Origin of the sequence: Alteribacillus sp. YIM 98480, assembly GCF_009765375.1 — a bacterium.
Taxonomy (GTDB): domain Bacteria; phylum Bacillota; class Bacilli; order Bacillales; family Marinococcaceae; genus Alteribacillus.
Window position 1 is genome coordinate 167,603 of sequence record NZ_VTOK01000004.1, and the last position, 23,136, is coordinate 190,738.

18 protein-coding genes are annotated in these 23,136 nt (G+C 39.4%); 13 read left to right on the plus strand and 5 right to left on the minus strand.

Annotation, left to right across the window (positions count from 1 at the left end; genetic code table 11):
• The first annotated feature begins 7 nt into the window (after nucleotides 1–7).
• The 7 genes from FZF09_RS06930 (at nucleotide 8) to FZF09_RS06960 (ending at nucleotide 8,287) form a co-directional block, all read left to right on the plus strand.
• The gene (locus FZF09_RS06930) at nucleotides 8–1,642 is read left to right on the plus strand and encodes an AMP-binding protein (protein ID WP_158735850.1); all 1,635 of its coding nucleotides are present in this window, start codon (nucleotides 8–10) and stop codon (nucleotides 1,640–1,642) included.
• Between the two features lie 21 nt (nucleotides 1,643–1,663).
• Nucleotides 1,664–2,374, plus strand: coding sequence for a FadR/GntR family transcriptional regulator (locus FZF09_RS06935; protein ID WP_158735851.1), 711 nt, complete (start codon nucleotides 1,664–1,666; stop codon nucleotides 2,372–2,374).
• Nucleotides 2,375–2,390: 16 nt separating this feature from the next.
• A complete protein-coding gene (gene meaB / locus FZF09_RS06940) occupies nucleotides 2,391–3,332 on the plus strand; it encodes a methylmalonyl Co-A mutase-associated GTPase MeaB (RefSeq protein WP_158735852.1) in 942 nt (313 codons plus the stop codon).
• A 17-nt stretch (nucleotides 3,333–3,349) separates the two neighbouring features.
• A complete protein-coding gene (locus FZF09_RS06945) occupies nucleotides 3,350–5,032 on the plus strand; it encodes an acyl-CoA mutase large subunit family protein (protein WP_158735853.1) in 1,683 nt (560 codons plus the stop codon).
• An 18-nt stretch (nucleotides 5,033–5,050) separates the two neighbouring features.
• Nucleotides 5,051–5,455, plus strand: a complete 405-nt coding sequence (locus FZF09_RS06950; protein ID WP_199256757.1) for a cobalamin B12-binding domain-containing protein — start codon at nucleotides 5,051–5,053, stop codon at nucleotides 5,453–5,455.
• A 75-nt stretch (nucleotides 5,456–5,530) separates the two neighbouring features.
• On the plus strand, nucleotides 5,531–6,268 hold the full coding sequence (gene fabG, locus FZF09_RS06955) for a 3-oxoacyl-ACP reductase FabG (protein ID WP_158735854.1): 738 nt from the start codon (nucleotides 5,531–5,533) through the stop codon (nucleotides 6,266–6,268).
• Nucleotides 6,269–6,478: 210 nt separating this feature from the next.
• Nucleotides 6,479–8,287, plus strand: coding sequence for an L-lactate permease (locus FZF09_RS06960; protein ID WP_158735855.1), 1,809 nt, complete (start codon nucleotides 6,479–6,481; stop codon nucleotides 8,285–8,287).
• 623 nt (nucleotides 8,288–8,910) lie between these two features.
• On the opposite strand, the gene FZF09_RS06965 is transcribed toward FZF09_RS06960, so the two are convergent.
• Nucleotides 8,911–10,272 (minus strand): aminotransferase, encoded by a 1,362-nt coding sequence (locus tag FZF09_RS06965; protein ID WP_158735856.1) that lies wholly within the window; start codon nucleotides 10,270–10,272, stop codon nucleotides 8,911–8,913.
• Nucleotides 10,273–10,286: 14 nt separating this feature from the next.
• Nucleotides 10,287–11,420: an alanine dehydrogenase gene (gene ald / locus FZF09_RS06970; protein ID WP_158735857.1), complete on the minus strand. Its 1,134-nt coding sequence runs from the start codon at nucleotides 11,418–11,420 to the stop codon at nucleotides 10,287–10,289.
• Nucleotides 11,421–11,716: 296 nt separating this feature from the next.
• Between ald and FZF09_RS06975 the strand changes: the two genes are divergently transcribed.
• The 6 genes from FZF09_RS06975 (at nucleotide 11,717) to FZF09_RS07000 (ending at nucleotide 18,654) form a co-directional block, all read left to right on the plus strand.
• Entirely contained in the window at nucleotides 11,717–12,439 is a 723-nt protein-coding gene (locus FZF09_RS06975; RefSeq protein ID WP_158735858.1) for a GntR family transcriptional regulator, read from the plus strand.
• Nucleotides 12,440–12,684: 245 nt separating this feature from the next.
• Nucleotides 12,685–14,454, plus strand: coding sequence for a sulfoacetaldehyde acetyltransferase (gene xsc, locus FZF09_RS06980; RefSeq protein ID WP_158735859.1), 1,770 nt, complete (start codon nucleotides 12,685–12,687; stop codon nucleotides 14,452–14,454).
• A gap of 107 nt (nucleotides 14,455–14,561) precedes the next feature.
• A complete protein-coding gene (locus tag FZF09_RS06985; protein ID WP_158735860.1) occupies nucleotides 14,562–15,476 on the plus strand; it encodes a selenium metabolism-associated LysR family transcriptional regulator in 915 nt (304 codons plus the stop codon).
• A gap of 2 nt (nucleotides 15,477–15,478) precedes the next feature.
• A complete protein-coding gene (locus FZF09_RS06990) occupies nucleotides 15,479–15,820 on the plus strand; it encodes a hypothetical protein (protein ID WP_158735861.1) in 342 nt (113 codons plus the stop codon).
• Between the two features lie 353 nt (nucleotides 15,821–16,173).
• Nucleotides 16,174–17,643, plus strand: coding sequence for an APC family permease (locus FZF09_RS06995; protein ID WP_158735862.1), 1,470 nt, complete (start codon nucleotides 16,174–16,176; stop codon nucleotides 17,641–17,643).
• A gap of 216 nt (nucleotides 17,644–17,859) precedes the next feature.
• A complete protein-coding gene (locus FZF09_RS07000) occupies nucleotides 17,860–18,654 on the plus strand; it encodes an ATP-grasp domain-containing protein (protein WP_158735863.1) in 795 nt (264 codons plus the stop codon).
• A 3-nt stretch (nucleotides 18,655–18,657) separates the two neighbouring features.
• Here FZF09_RS07000 and FZF09_RS07005 read toward each other — a convergent pair whose 3' ends face one another.
• From FZF09_RS07005 to FZF09_RS07015, 3 genes are all read right to left on the minus strand, one after another.
• Complete coding sequence (locus FZF09_RS07005; protein WP_158735864.1) at nucleotides 18,658–20,010, minus strand: bifunctional folylpolyglutamate synthase/dihydrofolate synthase; 1,353 nt, start codon at nucleotides 20,008–20,010, stop codon at nucleotides 18,658–18,660.
• Between the two features lie 321 nt (nucleotides 20,011–20,331).
• On the minus strand, nucleotides 20,332–21,573 hold the full coding sequence (locus FZF09_RS07010) for a M20 family metallo-hydrolase (RefSeq protein WP_158735865.1): 1,242 nt from the start codon (nucleotides 21,571–21,573) through the stop codon (nucleotides 20,332–20,334).
• A 70-nt stretch (nucleotides 21,574–21,643) separates the two neighbouring features.
• On the minus strand, nucleotides 21,644–23,116 hold the full coding sequence (locus FZF09_RS07015) for an NCS1 family transporter (RefSeq protein WP_158735866.1): 1,473 nt from the start codon (nucleotides 23,114–23,116) through the stop codon (nucleotides 21,644–21,646).
• Nucleotides 23,117–23,136: the final 20 nt, after the last annotated feature.

Genomic DNA, 23,136 nt, shown 5'->3' on the forward strand with positions numbered 1-23,136 from the left:
GAAAAGCATGGAAAATACCGTCACTAATGAAATTAATGAAACAATAATTATTAACAACCTATTAAAAAAGCAAGCAGAAGATCGTCCACAATCTCCTGCTATACAGTGGGAAAACGAGCAACCCATAAACTATTCTGAATTATACCATAAAAGTTGCGGGTTCGCACACGGGTTGCAAAAATTAAATGTACAACCTGATGAAAAAGTACTTGTCATGTTACCTAATAGTCTAGACATATTGTTTTCATGGTTCTCTATTAATTTATCAGGTGCCATTGAAGTGCCTATTAATGTGCATTATAAAGGTTCTTTTCTTGTCCATGAAGTGAATGACTGTGAAGCACGTCTTGCTATTATCCATGAGCAATATTTAAAGCGTTTTCATGAAGTGAAAGATCAATTAAAGTATTTAGAAGATGTTATTATAGTAGGTTATGAGAATGCGGATCTTTCTCAGGTATCTCAGTGGAATGCTTATGATTGGAATGAATGTTATATAGAGGATTCAAAAGAATTTCAACCAGTAGATCGAAAGGTACACGACACACAAGCAATTTTATATACTTCAGGGACAACAGGGCCTTCAAAAGGAGTCGAATTGCCTTTTGGACTTGGGAATATTTTTGCCAGAGCAACAGCTAGAGCAGCAGAGTTAAATGAAACAGATGTATCTTATGTTTGTCACCCGCTGTTCCATGCTAATGCAAAATATATGCAGATTCTTCCAACATTATTTGCTGGGGGACGCTGCAGCATTTGGCCTGGATTTTCTGCTTCAAGATGGTTAAGTCAAATAAAAGAGTGTGGGGCGACAGTTACTAATACGCTGGGCGTAATGTGTGAATTCATTTACCGTCAACCACAGACAGAAAGCGATATAGATAACCCTCTAAGAGCGATGATCACTTTACCGGCTCCTAAAGATATTGCAGAAGACTTTGAAAAACGTTTTGGTCTGCAAATGTTAGAAGGATTTGGAATGACCGAAATTGGAATGGTAACTTTCAGAAAATTAAATGAACCTTTAAAACTGGGGTCTGCTGGTAAGCCATTAGATGATTGGTTTGATGTGCAAATTGTCGATCCGCACACAGATGAAAAGTTAGGGACTGACCAAACAGGTGAAATTGTAGTCAGACCTCTCATCCCATTTACCTTTATGAAAGGTTATCATAATGTGCCTCACAAAACCGTAGAAGCTTGGAGAAATTTATGGTTTCACACAGGCGATTTAGCCAAGATGGACGGCGAAGGCTACATTTACTTTGTTGATAGATTAAAAGACTCTATCAGACGCCGAGGGGAAAATATATCCTCAAAATCGATTGAAGCGGTTGTTGATAATCATCAAAAAGTTAAAGAATCTGCCGCTGTCGCAGTACCCGCTAAATTGGGAGAAGGCAGTGAGGATGAAATTAAACTTTGTGTGGTTTTAAAGGAAACAGAACATATAACAGAAAGGGAAATACACCAATATTGTGCAGATAACCTCCCTTACTTTGCCGTACCTAGATATATTGAAATTTTAGAATCTATACCCAAAACAGCGAATGAAAAAGTTAGGAAAGTTGTCTTACGAGAAAAAGGTGTTACGGACGATACTTGGGATCGTGAAGCGGAGGGAATAAAGGTAGAGAAATAGTGATTTCAGGATGTGAAGGGAATGTTTAAAACCGTAAGAAAAAAAAGAAAGTTTGAAGTGATTATTGACCAAATAAAAGATCTGCTAGTTCAAAAAAAAATTAAAGTAGGACAAAAAATGCCCTCTGAAGTTAAATTAGCAGAATCCTTAGAGGTCAGTCGTTCTTCTTTAAGAGAGGCTTTGAAAATATTAAGTTTCTTGGGCATGCTGGAATCCAAAACAGGAGAAGGGACGATAATCAAGGAAGCAAATACGGATAATTTAAGCAGCCTTATGTCACTCATTGCCGTATCTAAAGGGTTAGACACTTCTGAATTGTATGAACTAAGGGTGATTCTGGAAATAAATGCTGCTAGTTTAGCGGCAAAGAGACATTCAACTGAAGATTTGGAAGAAATAAAGAAATACCTCATGGGCATGAGCAGGGTAGGTATTGATAAAGAAACACAGGCAGAGTATGACCACTCCTTTCATATGGCTATTTCGAGAGCGTCAAAAAATGAAATGCTGGTAATGGTCATGGGATTAATTTCTGGTCTTTTGCAAGAGCAGATAAAAGAAACAAGGTACAAATTATCAGAGGATATAAGTACGATTGAAAGGTTTCATAATGAACATTGGAACATTTATACAGCGATAAAGGATTGTGATGCTGCGAAAGCGCATACAGAAACCTTGAACCATTTGACCCGTGCTCAACAAGACCTTGGTATTCAATTTAAAAATGAATAATAGAAAGGAGGTCACTATGGATAAGTTAATGGAAACGTTTGAGAAAAATGACCCTGTAGCACTCGGCAGGGTATTAAAAGAAGTAGAAAGTCAATCTGAAAAAGGCTATGAAATACTGAAACGTACCAATAAAGAGAAGGGAAAAGCTCATGTTATTGGGATAACAGGACCGCCAGGAGCAGGGAAAAGCACATTAACTAGTAAGCTATGTAAGCAATTAGTAAATAAGGGATTTACCATCGGAATCATTTGCGTCGACCCAACTAGTCCTTTTACGGGTGGAGCCCTCCTGGGAGATCGAATTAGAATGCAGGAATTAGCCAAACTGCCGAATGTGTTTATAAAGAGTCTGGCAACCCGTGGAAGTCTTGGCGGGATGGCACATTCCACCGCAGACATTGTTCAATTAATGGATAGTTTCGGGAAAGATATTATTATTATTGAAACGGTTGGCGTAGGTCAAGTTGAGTTTGACGTATTAGAGATTTCAGATTCTGTAGTATTAATTGGAGTTCCTGGACTAGGAGATGCCATACAGACTGTAAAAGCAGGAATCATGGAAATTGCTGATATTTACGTCGTCAATCAAGCGGATAGACCAGGAGCAGACGAAAGTGTAAAAGACTTAAAATTAATGATTAAAGAATCTGAAAGGAAGGACTGGAAACCTTCCGTATTAAAAACGATAGCCACTGAACAAGAAGGGATATCTGAATTAATAGATGAACTTGAGCGCCATAAAACTCATTTAATTACAACTAAGGCATGGGAAAAGAAAAGAAAAGAACGCAATTATAATCGGTTTGTTGGAAGACTTGATGAGATAGTCCATGAAAGTGTCGAAGGTCAATTCAAAACAAACCCGAAAACTCAAAGTATTATAGAGCAAGTAAAAGAAGGAACAATGAATCCATTTTCCGCTGCTAATAAAATAGCTGAATATATTATTAAATCCTAAAATCTGGAGGGGAAATTATGGGACAACTATTTAACAAAGAAGCAATCGAAGAAATAAAAAAAGAGAAAGCACGGTGGAAAGAAGAAACACTAAAAGACAAGTCCGGTGATAAAGAATACTTTACAGATTCGGGTATTCCTATGGATTTACTTTACACACCAGCTGACATTGAAGATATGGATTACTTAAAAGATAATGGTTTTTCAGGGGAGAGCCCTTTTACCCGCGGTGTTTATCCAAATATGTATAGAGGGAGATTGTTTACCGTTCGCCAAATTGCCGGATTTGGGGGACCTGAAGATACAAATGAACGTTTCAAATTTCTTCTTAACAATGGTGCAACAGGAACAAGTGTTGTATTAGACCTTCCAACGATTAGAGGGTATGATTCCGACGATAAAGAGGCCGAAGGACATGTAGGTGCTGCCGGGGTTGCAATTGATTCTCTGGATGATATGGAAGCTCTATATGACGGCATTCCCATCGATGAAATTTCTACCAATATTGTAACGCACTTACCAAGCACTACAGTAGTATTGATGGCTATGTTCGCTGCGTTAGCAGAAAAAAGAGATATCCCGCTAGAAAAACTATCTGGTACAAACCAAAATGATTTCTTGATGGAGACGGCTATTGGAAGTTCATTAGAAATATTGCCTCCTAAGCATTGTTTTCGATTGCAGTGCGATGCAATAGAATATGCATCCCAAAACCTGCCGCGTTGGAATCCAGTAAGTTACAATGGCTACAATTTAAGAGAGGCTGGGACTACGGCGATACAGGAAGTTGCTTGTGCATTAGCAAATGCTATTGCCACTACAGAAGAGTTAATTCGAAGAGGGAATAACGTAGATGCGTTTGCAAAAAGATTGTCCTTTTTCTGGAATCTATTTAATGACTTCTTTGAAGAAATTGCAAAATGTCGTGCATCAAGAATTGTCTATAAAGAAATTATGGAAGACCGGTTCAATGCAGAAGAGAAAAAATCTAAGCTCATGCGTTTCCACGTTCAAACGGGCGGAATTACTTTGACGAAAGTAGAACCTTATAACAATATTGCTCGATCTGCTATTCAGGGTCTTGCTGCAACACTCGGCGGAGCGCAATCTTTGCACATCGATTCATTTGATGAAGCATACTCAGCTCCAACAGAGGAATCGGCTTTAATTTCAATCAGAACCCAACAAATTATTCAAGCAGAAACAAACGTAGTTAATACGGTGGATCCATTGGCAGGTTCTTATTACGTAGAAAATCTCACAAATGAAATGGCAAAACGCATTCGGAATTATATTGAGGAAATTGAAGATAAAGGAGGTATAGTAAAAGTCGTCGAAAGCGGCTGGCTCCATCGTGAAATTTCTGATTTCGCCTATCAGATGCAGCAAGACATTGAAAGTGGAGAACGTAAAATTGTCGGTTTGAACCATTTCCCAACTGAAAAGTCAGATACAGAAGTAGAAGTATTCCGATATCCTGAAGAAGCAGAGAAGAGACAAAAAGATAAACTAGAAAAACTAAGAAACAAACGAGACAGCCAAGAAGTGGAAATGAAATTGAATGTATTACGAGAAAAATGTCACGAAGACACAAACTTAATGCCATATATTAAAGATGCTGTGAAAGCTTATTGTACGCTCGGTGAAATCGAAGAAGTGTTCCGTGAAGAGTTTGGATTATGGCAGTTTCCGTTAGCATAAAAAAGGTGGGATATAAAAATGGACAAAAAAATTAAAATTGTAACGGTTAAGTTAGGACTGGATATTCATTGGAGAGGGATTGTGGTTCTATCAAGAATGCTTAGAGACGCCGGTATGGAAGTTGTGTATTTAGGAAACCAATTTCCAGAGCAAATTGTTGAAGCAGCCATTCAGGAAGGGGCCGATGTTATTGGACTGAGCACCCTTGGTGGTAATCATATGTCATTAGGACCGAAAGTAGTAGAGTTATTGCGAGAAAAAGGAATAGACGACATCATGGTCATCATGGGAGGGGTTATCCCAGAAGAAGATGTTCCTGCTCTAAAAGAGAAAGGGATTGCAGAAGTATTTGGTCCAGAAACGAAAGTAGATTCTATCGTCTCCTTTGTGGAAAGTGAATTAGAGAAAGAAAACGTAAAATAACATACAAAAGATCCCTTGAGTATTTTAGCAAGGGGTCTTTAATAAAATCACCAGCTGAAAGTGGGAGGTCTATTCGTGAAATTAGACGGGAAAGTCGCGATAATAACAGGGGGAAGCAAAGGCATAGGGGAAGAAACAGCAAGAACGTTCCTTGACAACGGGGCTAAAGTGGTTATTGCAGATGTAGATCAAGAGGCAGGAGATCAACTGATAGAACAACTGAATGCAAATGGCCAAGCCTTATTTGTTAAAGTAGATGTTACTTCATCAGAAGAGGTTGAAAATTTGGTGGATGTAACGATGGAAAAATTCGGACGTGTTGATATTTTGGTAAACAACGCTGGCATTACGATCGATGGTTTCCTTACCGATATGCCTGAGGAACAGTGGCAAAAAGTTATCGATGTCAACTTAACAGGGGTATACAAATGCTCAAAGTTGGTTGCTGATATCATGATTAAGCAAGAATCAGGTGTTATTTTAAGCCCTTCCTCAGTTGTTGGCATATATGGAAATGTAGGACAAACTAATTATGCAGCCACAAAGGCTGGACTAATTGGTTTGACGAAAAGTTGGGCTAAAGAACTTGGTCCAAAAGGAATAAGAGTAAATGCAATAGCTCCTGGATTTATAGAAACCGATATGACATCTAAAGTACCAGAAAAAGTTTTGAATAAAATGAAGGAAAAAACACCTTTAAAAAAATTAGGTAAACCAAAAGACATAGCCGCAGCTTATTTGTTTTTAGCTTCTGACGATGCTTCCTATATTAACGGAACTGTTTTGAGTGTGGATGGAGGATTAGTCGTTTAATGGGTAACATTTAACATATTTATATGAATGTCGTGTTACTCGGTAAGTAACACGGCATCATTATAAAATGTATTGATAGCGCTTTCATTATAGACAATAAACAAAGGTTGATTTGGGTTTATATATAACTGAATATTCCAATTTATGTAAAAATTATGTCTATACAAGCAATATGTTTTACTTAAATAAAAACCATTAGGAGGTTTTGAAATGGGATTAGGTTTATTATGTCTGCTGGCTTTATTACCTATCTTAGTAGTGTTTAGTTTAATTGTATTTTTAAATTGGTCTGCGGCCAAGGCAATGCCTATTGCTTTAGTCTTAACAATCGCAGTGGCCATGGGGTTTTGGGGAACGGAAGGAAGTCAAATAGGCGGTGCTGTTGCAACGGGGATTATGAGTGCCCTGGAAATGCTTTTGGTTGTATTTGGTGCCATTCTTTTGTTAAATACTTTGAAAGAAAGCGGGGCACTGCAAACGATTCGACAAAGCTTTGTCAGCATTTCTCCTGACCGCCGTATTCAAGCTATTATTATTGCCTGGCTTTTCGGTTCTTTTATTGAGGGGGCGGCAGGCTTTGGAACTCCAGCAGCGATTGCAGCTCCTCTATTAGTAGCAATAGGTTTTCCAGCACTGGCTGCCGTGTCTGTAGCTCTCATCATTCAAAGTACTCCCGTGTCATTTGGTGCGATTGGACTGCCTATTCTTCTCGGAGTAACCACCGGATTAGAAGGACAAGAAAGCGTATTATCTGCCTTAAATAACCAATCATTCTCTGAGTACATTTATACCATTGGTGTGCAGGTAGCGCTGACACACGGAATAATTGGGGTACTTATCCCTCTACTTATGGCTGGGATTTTAACGCGTTTTTTTGGAAAGTCCCGCTCCTTTGCTGAAGGTTTTAAGATTTGGAAATTTGCAGTTTTTGCATCCTTGTCGTTTGTTGTACCGTATTATTTAATCGCAAGCTTTTTAGGATTTGAGTTCCCATCTTTACTTGGCGGAGCGATCGGCCTTCTCATCGTAGTTCCAGCGGCACGTGCGGGTTGGTTCCAACCAAAAGAATCCGAGGTATTTGATTTTGAAGAAAGAAGTAAGTGGGAGCCGGAATGGATTGGTGAACTCCAAGATGCATCTAAAAAGGAGATTCAAGGAAAAAGCATGAATTTATTTAAGGCTTGGTTTCCTTATGTACTGGCTGCCTTATTATTAGTTACTTCACGAAGCATTGCTGGTTTTGAAAACGTATTAACACAGTTTTCTATAACGTTTGAAAATGTATTTGGTTCAGGTATGACCGTTGATACGCAGCCTTTTCATGTGCCAGGTTTTCTTTTTGTCGTAGCATCCGTTGCGACGTACTTTATACACAATATGTCTGCCCGTAAAGGGGCATATAAGCAGGCGTGGACCTCTTCGTTGAATACATTAGCTGGTGTTGCCTTTGCATTATTGTTTGCTGTTCCGATGGCACAAGTATTTATTAACTCTGGTTCTGAAATGTATGCAAGTATGCCGTTGATGTTGGCAGAAGGTGCAGCTAGTATAGTTGGTCAGTTCTGGCCGTTTGTTGCTCCATTTATAGGAGCACTGGGAGCTTTTCTTGGGGGAAGTAATACCGTAAGTAATATGATGTTTTCTCTTTTCCAATTTGGTTCGGCGGAAGGCATTGGACTTGGCCCTTCGGGAGCTGCAGTAGTAGTTGCATTGCAAGCTGTTGGTGGTGCGGCAGGAAACATGATTACCGTTCATAATGTTGTAGCAGCAGCAGCAACAGTAGGGCTATTTGGTAAAGAAGGATTAATCATGCGAAAAACACTTATCCCGCTCGTCTATTATCTCATCACCGCCGGATTACTTGGTATGGCGTTTACCAGTCCAGGTTTCAATTTGTGGTATGTTGTAGCTATCGTATTCGTGACCGCTTATCTATTAATCTTATATAAAAATAAAGACAAGAATTATAATAGTCATGTCCATTATGATAACGAAGTAAAATCAGAGTCGGCTAAGTGATCATTTTACAAGTTAGTTAAAAATGTTGTCACTCTTCTATGAGAGTAGATTTCTGTTCAAATGCACAAAAAATGCCCATTAGGAAGCAGTCTAGGGACTACTAACCCAATGGGCCCAGATGCCGGTACACTTTAACAAAACAGAAAAAGCGGGTGAGTCCATTGCCATAGGGACTTGCCCGCACTTTTTGCATGATATTTTCTAACCTTACTTTTTTTATTAAAATTTTCTTGCTCAAACACAAGCATTCCATGCTCGGATTCTTTACTAATTGATCTAATGCTTTGACATTATCTTATAATCTTACCTTCGAACTGAAGAGCATCTTCCATGATCATGCATCGAAGATCCAAAGGAAAATGAGCTTCTCCTTGTACTTTTTACCAGCAGGGGAAGCTCTTTTTTAGCAGAAAAAATACTTGCGGCAGCCTCTATAATGCCTTTACGAATTGCCCTTCTTTTAAATTCCAACAATATGTGTTCTGATTTTTCAGGCAAATGGGTAACTAATCGTTGAATAACTCCAACTCGTCTAGAATACCGTTTAGCTAAACGAGTAATACTTCCGTCATATAAACACGTTTCATACGCATCGAGTTAATCGGCATAAATGAACTTCCTTATCACCTAGCATCGTTTAATGCTACTGTTAACGTTTGAACCAAAAACTGCAAATCTTCTTCTGTGGAGGTTAATGGCGGAGCAACGATAAGAACATTATTAAGTTGAGGGACGGTATCTCCATTCTTCCCGAGAATTAGTCCTTTCTTTTTACAAGTCCCAAGAATACTGCCGATATATGCGTCGCTTACTGGTTCTTTTGTCGTTTTATCTGCAACTAATTCCAATCCATATAGAAAACCGATGTCTCGTACTTCACCAACATAGGGGTGAGATTCTAACTCTTTTAACTGACTAAGAATTTTTTCATCAAGAGAGGCCACTCGTCCAACGATATTTTCTCGTTCAATAATTTCAATGTTCTTTAAAGCAACGGCGCAGGCTGCTGGATGACCGCCGTATGTGGAAACGTGACGGAAATGATTGTTTCCGTCGTTTTCTTTAAACGTTTCATAGATCTCATTTTTAATAGATGTAGCACCTAAGGGAAGATAGCCGCTTGTTAAGCCTTTTGCTGTTGTGATGATATCCGGCTGTACTCCTTTGGCGTGCATATACCCAAACATTTGGCCGGTGCGTCCAAACCCAGAAACTACTTCATCGATAATAAGAAGGACATTATATTTATCACAAATTTCACGAACTCGTTTTAAATAGCGGTCAGATTGCGGCTTAATGACACCGCCGCCTGATATATAAGGTTCCATAATAAAACCAGCAACGGTTTCTGCTCCTTCCCAAATGATCACTTGTTCAAGTAAGTTTGCAGCCATTTCATCGTCTTGTTCAGGATTGTTAAATGTACTGCGATAAGCGTAAGGAGGCGGAACATGCAGGAATCCTGGGACACCTGGGTCGTACTTGACGCGGCGCTGGGCTTGGGCAGTCGCACTCATGGCCCCCATTGTGGTTCCATGATAAGCACGATATCTGGAAATGAACTTGTATTTATCTGGGTTTCCGGTTTGTTTATGGTATTGTCTTGTTATTTTAAAGGCTGTTTCGTTCGCATCGGATCCTCCATTGGAAAAGAAAGTACGATACCCTCCGCCAAGCAGTTCACTTAATTTAGCGGAAAGTTCAATCGCTGGTTGATGGCTGAAGGTTAGCGGGAAATAAGCCAGTGTGTCCATTTGATTTTTGGCAGCTTCTGTAATTTCCGTTTGGCCGTGGCCAAGGTTTAAGCACCATAAACCAGATACACCGTCCATATACTTGTTTCCTTCCATATCCGTAAACCAGGAACCTTCACCGTGTGCTGCGATCATGGGGGGAGCATCTGGGTTGTATTTGTGCATGGCGTGCCAAAGATGGTCATGGTCTTGCTGGGCAAGTCTATTTTCTTCCGTTTTTTGTTGAACCATAATACGACTCCTCCTTATACTGTCATCGTTTTTGCTTTTAAAAAATCTTCATAAGGTTCATACGTCATGTCATGGGCTGCTGCAACAGCGGGATGGGCAATGCTTCCGTTTATGGTGTTTATGGCAGATGTTAGTTCTGGATGTTTGTTAATTGCTTCTTGAAGTCCAAGCGATGCAATGGCTTGAGCATAAGGCATCGTATTGTTTGTTAAAGCAAGGGTAGATGTTCGAGAGACAGAACCCGGAATATTGGCAACCGCATAGTGAACGACTCCATATTTTGTGTAAGTAGGTGCATCGTGTGTGGTAATGCGGTCAATTGTTTCAATCGAACCACCTTGATCTATAGCAACGTCTACAATAACAGAACCTTCATTCATGTCCTGAACCATGCTTTCTTTCACTAGTTTGGGTGCTCTTGCACCTGGTATTAAAACAGCACCTATTAGTAAATCTGAAGTCGTTACGGCTTCATAAAGGTTATGAGGGTTAGACATAATCGTCGTTACTTGCCCATTAAATTGATCATCCAGTTCCCGAAGGCGTTTAGAGCTGATGTCTAAAATGTTTACTCTAGCACCTAATCCAAGCGCCATTTTGGCCGCATTCGTTCCGACAATACCTCCTCCAACAATTGTCACTGCTGCTGGCGGCACCCCAGGAACGCCGCCTAACATAACACCTTTGCCGCCTTTAGAACCTTCTAGAAATTGAGCACCAATTTGAACAGACATTCGTCCAGCCACTTCGCTCATTGGAGTAAGCAGAGGCAAGGATCCGTCTTTAAGTGTCAACGTTTCATAGGCAAGGGCTGTGACTTTACTATCTCGCAACGCTTTCGTTAACTTAGGCTCGGCTGCAAGATGAAGATAGGTGAATAGTATAAGATCTTCTCGGAAAAACCTAAATTCTTCTTCAAGTGGCTCTTTTACTTTCATAACCATCTCACAAGACCAGGCTTCTTCTGCTGTCTGAACAATGGAGGCGCCGGCTTCCTGATAATTTTCATCGCTAAATCCGCTTCCTGCACCAGCCTCCGTTTCAATGATGATTTCATGTCCAGCCCGTAATAGGTTAGCTGCGCCGCCTGGCGTAATTGCCACTCTTTTTTCATTATTTTTAATTTCAGCTGGAATTCCAATTTGCATAGACGAAACCTCCTTTATTTAAACAACAAGCAATTGGTACGGACGACCTAACCACTTGATTTATATTTTCATTTAAACACAAAACATAAATTGTCACAATGTTTTAAATAAATTAATTTTTTTGTTTTTTTAATAATGATTATTTAAAATAGTAATAGATATGGAAATGTAAAGATGATAAACGATAACGAAAGAAGTGGATTGAAATAATAAAAGGAGGGAGTATTATTAAATCATTGGAAAAACAGTGATACCAATCTATAATGTAGACAAACGAAATAGAAATGAGGGATAAGATGAAACTAGATTATAAAAACCCATTGCCATTACATGCACAGCTTAAAAAGAAACTGTCAGAACGGATCAATAACGGATTTTATTCGGATCGTCTTCCAAGTGAAAGAGAGTTTATGGATGAATATGGAGTGAGCAGAAGTACCGTACGAGAGGCTATTTCATCTTTAGTTAAAGAAGGTCTTTTAATTAAAAGACATGGTGTTGGGACATTTGTTTCTCCTAAACCCATTCAAGACTGGCTCGGGAATTTAAAAAGCACGACAGAAACGATTACGGAAATGAATCTTCAACCCGAAGTGCAATTAATAACCCATGGGGAAGCACAGCCTCCAGAGCCGCTGCAAAATATGGTCGATGATGAAACGGTCTATTTTATTAAACGGCTTCGCTTTGCAGATGGACATCCCATTGCGTTAGAAAATGATTATTACCCATTAGACATAGGAAAGCAGTTAACTCAATTTGATTTGAACACAGAAACGATTTATGATTTGTTGGAAAATAAATTGCTGCTTCGGTTGAATAAAGCAAAGCAAGTGATAAAAGTAGGCAAGATCGAGAAAGAGGACTCAGAATTACTCCAATTGGAAGAAGATGAAAGCGTATTAATTTCAGAACGCTTTATTACATCGGCGGATGAGCAATGGATAGAATTTTCAAATAGCTATTTCCGTCCGGATATGTATTCTTTTTCGATTGATTTAGAACGTAAAAACGGTTAGGGCGCTAGTAAGTGCGCCTTCAATTATTACATTTTTTAATGGCTTCAATCACACTTCATAATAAGAAAAATAAAAATAGTTGTTTATTTTTTTAGAAAATTCTGTTTTAATAAAAGTGTACATTGTTCATTTCATTATATCATTACGGATGATGTGGTCCTGTCGTCCGTACCACTTCCAATGAAAGCGAGAAAGGAAACACGTTTTCATCTCTACTTATTTTTTATTTAAATAAAGGAGGAATCATGATGCAGACACAAACACCAACAGGCATTCATTTTGAAAAGAAGGTGAAAATGACACCAAGTGAAGCTATTGTAGAAACCCTTGTTGCTGAAGGCATTGATCATATGTACGGGATCCTGGGCTCTGCTTTTATGGACATGTTAGATCTGTTGCCAGAGGCAGGGATTGAGTTTATTCCAGTACGTCACGAACAAAGCGCAGCCCATATGGCCGATGGGTATACGCGTGTAACCGGCAAAGCAGGAGTAGTTATTGGCCAAAATGGCCCGGGAATCACAAACATGGTTACGTCGGTCGCAGCGGCTCATTTGGCGCACACGCCGATGGTGGTCATCTCCCCATCTGCCGGAACACCGACCATAGGTTGGGATGGCTTCCAAGAAGCAAATCAAGTGTCGATTTTTGAATCGATCACAAAAGAAACCGTGCAGGTTCCTCATGTCAGCAGGGTGGCTGATTGTCTGCGGACGGCGTTTCGGATTGCATATGCCGAAAAAGGACCGGTGCTCTTTGATATTCCGCGCGATTTATTTTTTGGTGAAATCGAAGAACAAATTCTGCAGCCGCATCAGTACCGCGTAACCAAACGTGGATTTGGAGATTCGGCAGCGCTTGATACGGCAGTTGAACTGTTAAAAGATGCGAAGAAGCCTGCGATTATATCCGGTCGCGGTGTTGTAGACGCTGATGCGATAGAGGATGTAAAAAATATCGCTGAACACTTATCGGCACCAGTGGCGACGTCTTATATGCATAATGACGCTTTTCCGTGGAACCATGAATTAGCAGTAGGACCGATTGGCTATATGGGAGCTAAATCAGCGATGCGCAGTTTACAGGACGCGGATGTATTACTAGCAATCGGCACCCGTCTATCGGTATTTGGAACATTACCAGCTTATGATATTGACTATTTCCCGAAAAATGCGAAAATTATTCAAGTGGATATCAACCACCGCAACATCGCACGAACCCATCCGATTGAATGCGGCATTTTAGGGGATGCCAAAGATGTCTCTGAAGAACTGTATACTCGTCTCAGCCAAGCAGATCCTAAACGTCCGGTCGACACCCAGCGCCGCCTGTCTATTAAAGAAGAGCGTCAGAAGTGGGTGGCAGAGATTGAAGAGCTCGCGATGGAGGATGGAGAACCGATGAATCCGCGCCGGGCTTTACTGGAGATATCCAACCTCCTTACCGATGATACGATCGTTACTTCTGATATAGGGAACACGTCGTCTACGTCCAATTCGTATCTGCGGTTTAATGAACCGCGGAAACACTTGGCGGCCCTTACATTTGGGAATTGCGGATTTGCTTACCCAGCAGCTATTGGAGCCAAAAAAGGAAACCCAGAAGCTCCGGTTGTTGCGATTGCCGGGGACGGAGCATGGGGGATGAGTCTGCATGAAGTAAGCACCGCCGTCGAACAAAAGATTCCAGTTGTTGCGTGTGTCATTAATAACGGTGCTTGGTGCGCGGAGAAGAAAAATCAGGTAGACTATTATAATAATCGTTTTGTTGGAGCGGATATTGAAGGGCCGGATTTTGCCGAAGTAGCTCGCAGCATGGGAGCTGCCGGAGAAACAGTGGATAATCCGGAAGATTTAAAACGGGCCTTTACTGAAGCGCTGCATTCAGACCGCCCTACCGTATTAAACATCAAAGTCGACGGCACGCAGCTCGCACCGCCGTTTCGAAAGGATGCCCTGAAAATGCCAGTGCGCCATCTCGACAAATATGCACATCTTGATCACCGTAATTGGTAACAAATAAGAAGTCCCTGGACGTGTATGTCATGTTCAGGGGCTGTTTCTTCTTAGTGCATATTATTATATTTTTGGTTTTTGATGCCATAAGAAAGGTGGGATTAGCTTTGAACCATGATCATTTAAAGACCTTTTTGACTGTTGCAGATCAAAAAAGCTTTTCCGAAGCGGCACGTATTCTTTATTTATCACAGCCTACCATTACTTCACAAATTAAGGCGCTTGAAAGTACGATCAATGCCACGCTATTTGTTCGGACTAAAAAGTATGTAGAATTAACACAAGCGGCTAAAACACTTTATCCATATGCAAAAGAAATTATAAACATTCAAATTCAAGCTCAAAATGACATTCACCAATTGCTAGGTGAACTGCACGGAAAATTGATCATCGCTAGCAGTTTAACGATTGGTGAAAATATTCTTCCTTCCTTGCTTTATGAATTTAAAATGAAGTACCCCCGAGTCGAATTAAATACAGAAATCATTAATAGTCAGTATATTGCGGAAATGGTTAAAAATGGAGAATTGGAAATTGGGCTTATCGAAGCTGAGCTAGAGGAGCCGGTTTTGGAAATGGAGCCTTTCATGTCTGATGAACTCTTATTGGTTGCTAGAAAGGGATACTTTACTGAACCTAAACAGATAATTACCATTGAAGAACTAAGTACAACTCCAATTGTTTTGAGAGAAAAGGGGTCCGGAACGCGTACGGTTGTTCATCAGCACTTGAAAAATAATGGAATCTCCCCAGAAGACTTACATGTTGTCCTTGAGCTGGGAAGTACGGAAGCTGTTAAAACAGCAGTAGAAGCAGGGCTTGGAGTGTCTATATTATCCAAACATGCCATAAGAAAAGAATTGTCTCTTGGTTTGTTTGAAACGTTTCCTATTCAAGGCGTCAAGCTCACCCGCTGTTTTTATTTTATTTATAAAAAGAATCAACCATTGTCTTTAGTGTCCGAAAAATTTCTATCGTTAATACGGAAGAATGATTCCAACCAACAAGTAAAGGAGGACTGAAAGTGGACTTTAAACAATATCAGCGTATAAAAGAAATGAATTTATATGTAACGGGGTTGTGCAGAGAAATAAATGAATCCACTATCGAGACATTTATTTCTGTAGCAGCAAATGCTGTAGAACAAATCAGCAGCGAATTCCTAGAAGACGCTAAAAAACTATCTTACCTTTCCTTGTATTTACCATTAACGAACTTATATAATCATTTACTTTGTGTGAGAACCTTTGCTCATAGAGGAGAGTTCACTACAGCCCGCATTAAAACAATAGAATGTTGCGAAGAGGTCATAGCAAATAGTAATGTGTACCTGCAAAAAATAGAATATAAGGAAAGAGGCATGTAAAGGACCGGTAGTGGTTCTCCTTTGCAATCTCATATCTGTTTCAACATAAGACTTGGCAAAATAACACCTATATCTCTAGCTACATAATCTCTCATAAAAATTTCAAATACAGCTCATTTAACATTTTTAATATTTTATTAATTATAAATAGTGCGATAATTCAAAGAATGTGGTTCAATTGTAACAAGGGGTTAGGATGTCCGTACCAATATATCTTTTGAAAAAGGAGGATAGGATGAGCTCGGTTTTGAAATGAGAGCACAATCTTCACGTGAAAGAGACTATGGGGGACTTAAAAAAATAAACAGTCAGCGGCCGCACTGTTATAAAAATGTGCAAAGGGGTTTTTGAATATGAGTGACAGACCTACTTTGAAAAAGTCATTTAAGCCACATTGGATTTGGGCGATTGCACTTGGTTCTTCCATTGGTTGGGGTGCATTTGTACAACCTTCTGTGTGGATGTCTGATGCTGGACCGTTAGGAGTTATGCTAGGTTTTGTTATAGGTGCATTATTGATGATGCTTATAGCAGTCAGTTATGGTGTTTTGATTAAATCTTTTCCTGTTTCAGGCGGAGAGTTTACCTACGCATTTATAAGTCTGGGGAAGAAACACGCCTTTGTATGCGGCTGGTTTTTAACCCTTGGTTATATTTGTATTGTTGCACTAAATGCTTCAGCCTTTGCTTTGATGTTTAAGTTTGTTTTTCCAAGCCTTGTTGAGAACTTGCAAATGTATCAGATTGCCGGATGGGATGTGTATCTATTTGAAATCATGGCAGCTACACTCCTTCTAGGGATTTTCACTTATTTCAACATAAAGGGCGGGGTCATTTCTGGAAGAATGCAATTCATTTTTTGCAGTGTAATGGTATTGAGTATTTTCACCCTTTTAATCACGGTTGGCTTCAATCCGGGGTCCAGCGTTAGTCATGTTGAGCCTTATTTTCCAACAGATAAAACAGCATTTGCAGCAATCATATCGATCGTTGCAATTGCACCTTGGGCGTATGTAGGTTTTGATAATGTCCCGCAAGCAGCTGAAGAATTTAAATTTTCTTCAAAAAAAGCTTTTTCTTTAATTATTTTTGCATTAATCGCTGCAGCTATTTTGTACTGTGCGATGGTTTATACAACCGCTTTAATCATGCCATGGGAGGAACTAGCAAATCAAAACGTTGACTGGGGGACAGGAGCAGCCGTAGTTGACATGTTAGGAGCTTTTGGCCTGACAATTTTAGTATTAGCTTTAACGATGGGGATATTTACCGGGTTAAACGGCTTTATCATGTCTGCCTCACGGTTACTGTTTGCCATGTCGAGAGCTAAATTTTTACCAAAAGGATTTTCAAAGTTACATCCGAAGTACAATACCCCTCACTTAGGAATTATTTTTACGACGATGATTGCCATGCTTGCCCCCTGGTTTGGAAGAGAAGTATTGCTGTGGATTGTTGATATGTCAGCCATCGGTGTTTCCATTGCCTATTTTTATACGTGCTATACAGCCTACTCTATGTTCAAGTGGTCCAATCATGACGGCAGTGCGCTTCAAGTAGAAACAGTAAGTCCTAGAAAGAAACTCATTTCCTTAATAGGGATGACCGCTAGTATTATTTTCATGGGGTTATTGCTAATCCCAAGTTCCCCAGCCTTTTTAGGGATGGAATCAAGAATAGCGTTAGTAGTATGGGTTATTCTGGGAGTAGTGTTTTATATGAAAAAACGGAAAGAATTAAATAATATATCAGACGACGAACTAAGATATTTAATATTAGGAGAAATACCAAACAGGGATGAAAAAGTAGAAAATATAAATTAAAGACAAGAAAGAAGCTGCTCCAAACGTGATAAATCACTTGGGGCAGCTTCCATCTAGTTTAATATCCCTTAGAAAGATATTATACCGCGAAGATATTCACATCTATATCTTTTTTTCTTTTCAAGTTTTTTGTATATTTTTGATACCATAGTAGTGTTGCTTTTAAAAGAAAATTTTTCGAGCAGCGTACAAAAACATAAAAGGAAAGAAGCAGACATGACAAACAGACCTTATTTATCGATGATTCAACAATCTGTCGCACATGATGGGATTACGTTTGAGGAAATTACGCCGGATTATCTTTATAAAGTGAAAAAGGGAGAAAAGACATTTTTGATGAATGACCTGGAAATGGGGTTAAATACAAGTTCTTCCGCAAAGCTTGCGGCAAGCAAAAGTGGAACGTATGATGTGCTCGCATTCCGTGACATTAAGGCAATTGAACATGTTTTTTTATTAAACAAACATTCAAGGTTTCAGACGAGCGATCCTTTTCAACAGGCGGAGGATCTGTTTTTTAAATTTAATGAAAACGTAGTAATAAAACCTGATAATGGGGCGCAAGGAAATAATGTGTTCAAAATTGACAATCTAGAAAAACTGAAAGAAACGCTCGATTACTTGTTTTCACTCCATGTCAGTGTGGCAATCTCTCCGTTTTACGCGTCTACCTTTGAATATAGAGTGATTACGTTATACGGAACGCCAAAACTCTTTTTAAAAAAAGAGCGGACAAACTCTTGGAAACATAATCTTATTAATGGGGCTCTTTCTAAGCATATGGAAAAAGAGAGGATGCCTTTTTTAGGAGAAATAGCCGGCAGAACCTCTCATGCCTTAGAGTTAAACTACTGTTCCGTTGATATATTGGATACGTCTCATGGGCTGTTCGTGTTAGAAGTAAATGATCAAGTGATGCTTGAAAACTATTTAAGGGACAACCCAGAAGAGAAAGAAAGCATTTCTGGAATATATCGAGAGGCTATCCACAAACGGTTTGAAACACTTTAACAATCATTTTCCTATATCTAATAAAGAGTGGCCTAAACATCGTTTGGCATTTCCAATGAAAGTTTGTGTCCCAACAACTAATATGATATCTGCTTCTGTTGACGTTTGAGCATAGTCGAGGGCTTCATTAAGGTAGGCAAATTCTTTGCTTTCCGGCAAGATGGTTTGAGCATATTCCAGTGCGTCTTTTGGGAACGTCAAATGAGAGATATCTGGTTTTGTAATGAATAGCTGCTGAGAAACGTCACTTAGTACCCGAATCACACCCTGGTAATCTTTATCTTTAGGAACACCTACAATCGAAATGATATTTTTTTCCCCGGATTTGTGTATGCCATGTATTACGTCCTTTATATACTTAGCAGAAGATTCATTAATGGCCCCGTCTAAGATGATAGTTGGTTCCTTTTTTACTACCTCGCATCTGCCGGGCCATTTTATATCCTCCATGCATTTTGTCAGTATGTCATCATCTATTGCCTGGCCAATGACATCCTCACAGACTTTGACTGCAGCCGAAGCATTGATGGCTTGGAATTCTCCTAGTAACGGGACTGTTACATTGTCATAGCTTCCATTTGTAGTGTGTACGTCAAAGGACGTTCCCTGTTCCTTTATGAAAACATTCTCAGAACGAAATTGTTGATTATAATAAGATATACCTTCTTTGTTTTTCAAAAGATTTTCTATGATAGGAAAGACGTCTTTTGTTTGTTTATTGATATACACATAATTAGTGCTGCTTTTTATAATACCTAATTTATGTAAGACAATGTCGCTCATGTCAGGGCCGAGCTGGTGAATATGTTCCTTCATTATCGGTGTAATGACAGCCCAGTTATTATCTAAAACATTTGTATCGTCATATTTCCCGCCTCTGCCGCACTCGATTACGTTAATGTCTGTTTTATTTTCTTTAAAATACAGCACAGCCAGGGCCAGGGCAATACCAATCGGGCCCTGGTATTGATCAGGCGGCAGTTCTTTTTCTATTGCGTCAAATCCATTTTTTATCTTGTTACTCATCCGGATAAAATTATCTTCGGGTATAGCCTTTCCATCTATTCGAATCCGTTCATTAAATTTTACTAAGTGAGGCGATGTAAATAATCCGACCTTAAACCCAAGATGGCTGAGTAAAGAAGAAATAAACCGCGACGTGGATCCCTTTCCTTTACTCCCTGTCACCAAAATATATTTTTCTCCTTTATCAGGAGAACCAGCATAATCAAGCAATTTTCTCGTTAGCTCTGGTTTTTTTGCTTTTTCATCACTATTTTCAGTTATGCTATTTATCGCTCGTAAATAAGACGCGTATATTAAATCTTCCGCTTCTTTTTGTGTATGAATTTTCATAAAAACTCCTTCGCTCATTTTATTGCTACCGAAAATGATATGTCGTTTGTCAGTAATATTGTACTCCTAAAGCAGCTGAGATTAAAATTTTTCTCTTACATCAATCATCTGAAGAAGGAAGGGCGTTGTTTGTCAAGAAAGTTTAAGCATCCGCAGCTGCTGAACCGAGAAAATGGTCAATAACAGAGGGCTGGGGAAAGGAAAAAAAGGACCTTTTAGCAGCGAAGGAAACGAAAAGGCCGGTCACCAAGAAGTGGTCTAGGTGACCGGCAAAGCGTGAAAAACAAGAAAATCCGAAGAATAAGTAGACAAAAAACAAACTCAAGCCTGGTTAAAACATTCTGTTTTCATATAATCTATTAATACCTTTGTCCCTTTTATTAGATGAATAATATCCGTATGTTCACTAGGTGCGTGACTAATTCCTTTATAACTCGGAACAAATAGGAGATTAGCCCGAACACATGAAGCAAGCACCATAGCATCATGATAAGCACCACTATTCATTACGTAACTTTTATAACCCAGTTTCTCACAAAGGTTTTTTAACTTTTCAACCCCTTGTTCATCCATTTTGGATGGGGTATCGTTACTTTGAATCGTGTATGAATACGTTAGGCCTCTAGCTGAGGTGATATCACGAATCTTTTCTAATAAACATGTTACTATTTTATCTTTTTTAACGGTGGTGGTGTCTCTAATATCCACAGAAAATTCCACGTGTGAAGGGATAACATTACTCGTTCCGGGAGTAACAGATATGTTTCCAATGGTCCCTACACTAGAGCTGCTTACTGATTTTGTTAACTCTTCTAACGCTAAAGCTGCTTCAGCAGCAGCAGGATAAGGATCTTTTCGTTCATCCATAGGAGTACTTCCGGCATGCCGCTGTTCCCCATAAATGATTACATTCATCTCGGTAGGAGCAGCAATCACATCAACAATTCCTATGTCTATATTCTTTCTTTCCAAAATAGGGCCTTGTTCAATATGCAGTTCTAAAAAAGAATGAATGCGCTCAGGTTGGAGCTTTTGGTATGGAATCTCGTCTATTTTTTTTCCTGCTTTTTTCAAAATCTCATCTAAAGAATGGCCATTACTATCTCGAAAGTTTTTTAATTCCTCTTTTTCGACCTTTCCGGTTAGAACTTTACTGCCCAAACAACCTATACCAAATTTCGTAGGCTCTTCAGCAGCAAATACAACAACGACTATGTCACGTTCTGGCTGCATGCCTTCCTGTTTCAAGTGATGAATAGCTTCTAGGGCGCTGATGACGCCAACTACTCCATCGTATTTTCCCCCATGAGTTGGGGCGTCAATGTGTGATCCGGTCCAAAAGGATTTCAGGGACGGGTTGGTACCTTTCCATATTCCGAATATATTTCCGATTTCATCTTCTGTGATCTCTAGTTGAAGATCAAACATTTTTTGTTTTATGTAATGCTTGGCATGCTCATCTTCTTCAGAATAGACGACGCGCGTGACTCCTTCTTCCGTGCTGGTATAGGTGGACAAGGTTTTTATATAGTCTTTTAAATTGTTTTCTATTTCTGCCGTCATCAAAATCTCTCCTTCATAAAAGAGGGCAGACCTAAAGTGGCTGCTTTAGGCCTGGCTCTTTCAACGATGTTTATGCCTTCTTAGGTTCGGAAGGTTTGACTGCTGGTTTGCTGTCTTCCCCTTCTGAAGCATTATTTAATTCAATAACCCAGTCTCTTCCTACCGTTGTACCTAGGTAATCATCCGAGTATTCTGACAAGACTTCTTTTTGAGGGTGTTTTTTTAAATACCAGGTTTTCATCAGAATGTAATATAGTGTAAACCCAAGCGGGAATCCGATGATATACATATAATCAATGAAAAAAACAGCAAGGGAACCTGCTATAATCCAGGAGATCATACCAGCCCAATTAACACCGGAATCATATTGAAATTGGCCATTTGGCTCATATAAATCTCTTACATTCAATCTTCGTTTGCGAATCACATAATAGTCACAAATAATAATCCCTGCTACTGCAGATAAAATCGCACCGTAATACCCTAAAAATAAGAATAACTGGTCTAAAATCGCCCATGGCTGAAATAAGGTGCCGATAATCCCAGCTAAAACAATACCAGTAACATAAGAAAGGTTTATTTTGGCTCCCGCGTTTACAAATGTAAGAGAGGCAGGTATTAAGTTAGAAGCTGTGTTGGTCGACCATTGAGCAAGCACAACCATGAGTAAAAGTATTACCATGACAATGCCGGCAGCTGTTTCTTGAATAACCTCAATTGGATTCCATAGCCCCGTAGCTAGAAGGCTGACTGCTCCAATGACACCCATAAACGTTTGCACTAAAGGAAGGGCAATAATATGGGGTAAATAATTGTTTTTGTTTCGCTTAAACCAGTTTCGTTCATGAGACGGGGCTTTAACATAACGTGTAATATTTGGAATATCAACGGCTAAGGCTGACCAAAATCCCATATTAGCAATCATGACAAGAAACCAGGTAGTAGATTGTTCGGTACCTACATAAGAAAATATGTTTATCCCTTGGTCTGCAGCCAAGTTTTCCATTCGAAAGAAAATCCAAATCGAAATGATGATGATGGAAGGAGCTGCAATGACAGCAAATCGGTCAATGGCTTTAATACCTAACGCAGTGTTGATGATTTGAACCGATGCAAATGCAACATACCAAAAAAACCAGGAGTCAAAACCAGTTAAGCTGTTCACTATGTAGTTAATGGCGGTTGCTCCAAGATACGTTTGGACACCAAACCAAATAGCGGCAACAATACCACGACTAATCGCTGGAAAATGGACCCCAGTTGAACCAAAAGGTGCTCGCATATAAGCAGCGAAAGATAGGCCATGTTCGATGCCGATATCTCCACTTAAACTGCCTACAACGGCAATAATGAAGTTAGCTATTAAAATGGCAGTAATTAAACCAAATAAGGACATGGAATCAATACCATTTGCCCCGATTTGAAATGTTGCAATAATAACAGCCATTCCAACCCAAATATTAAAAAAACCTAAACCAGAAATAACCCTTTGACGACCAAATGTTGGGACAATATCTTTTGATATCAAAGTATTCTTTTTCATTACATTACCCCCTTAAAAAT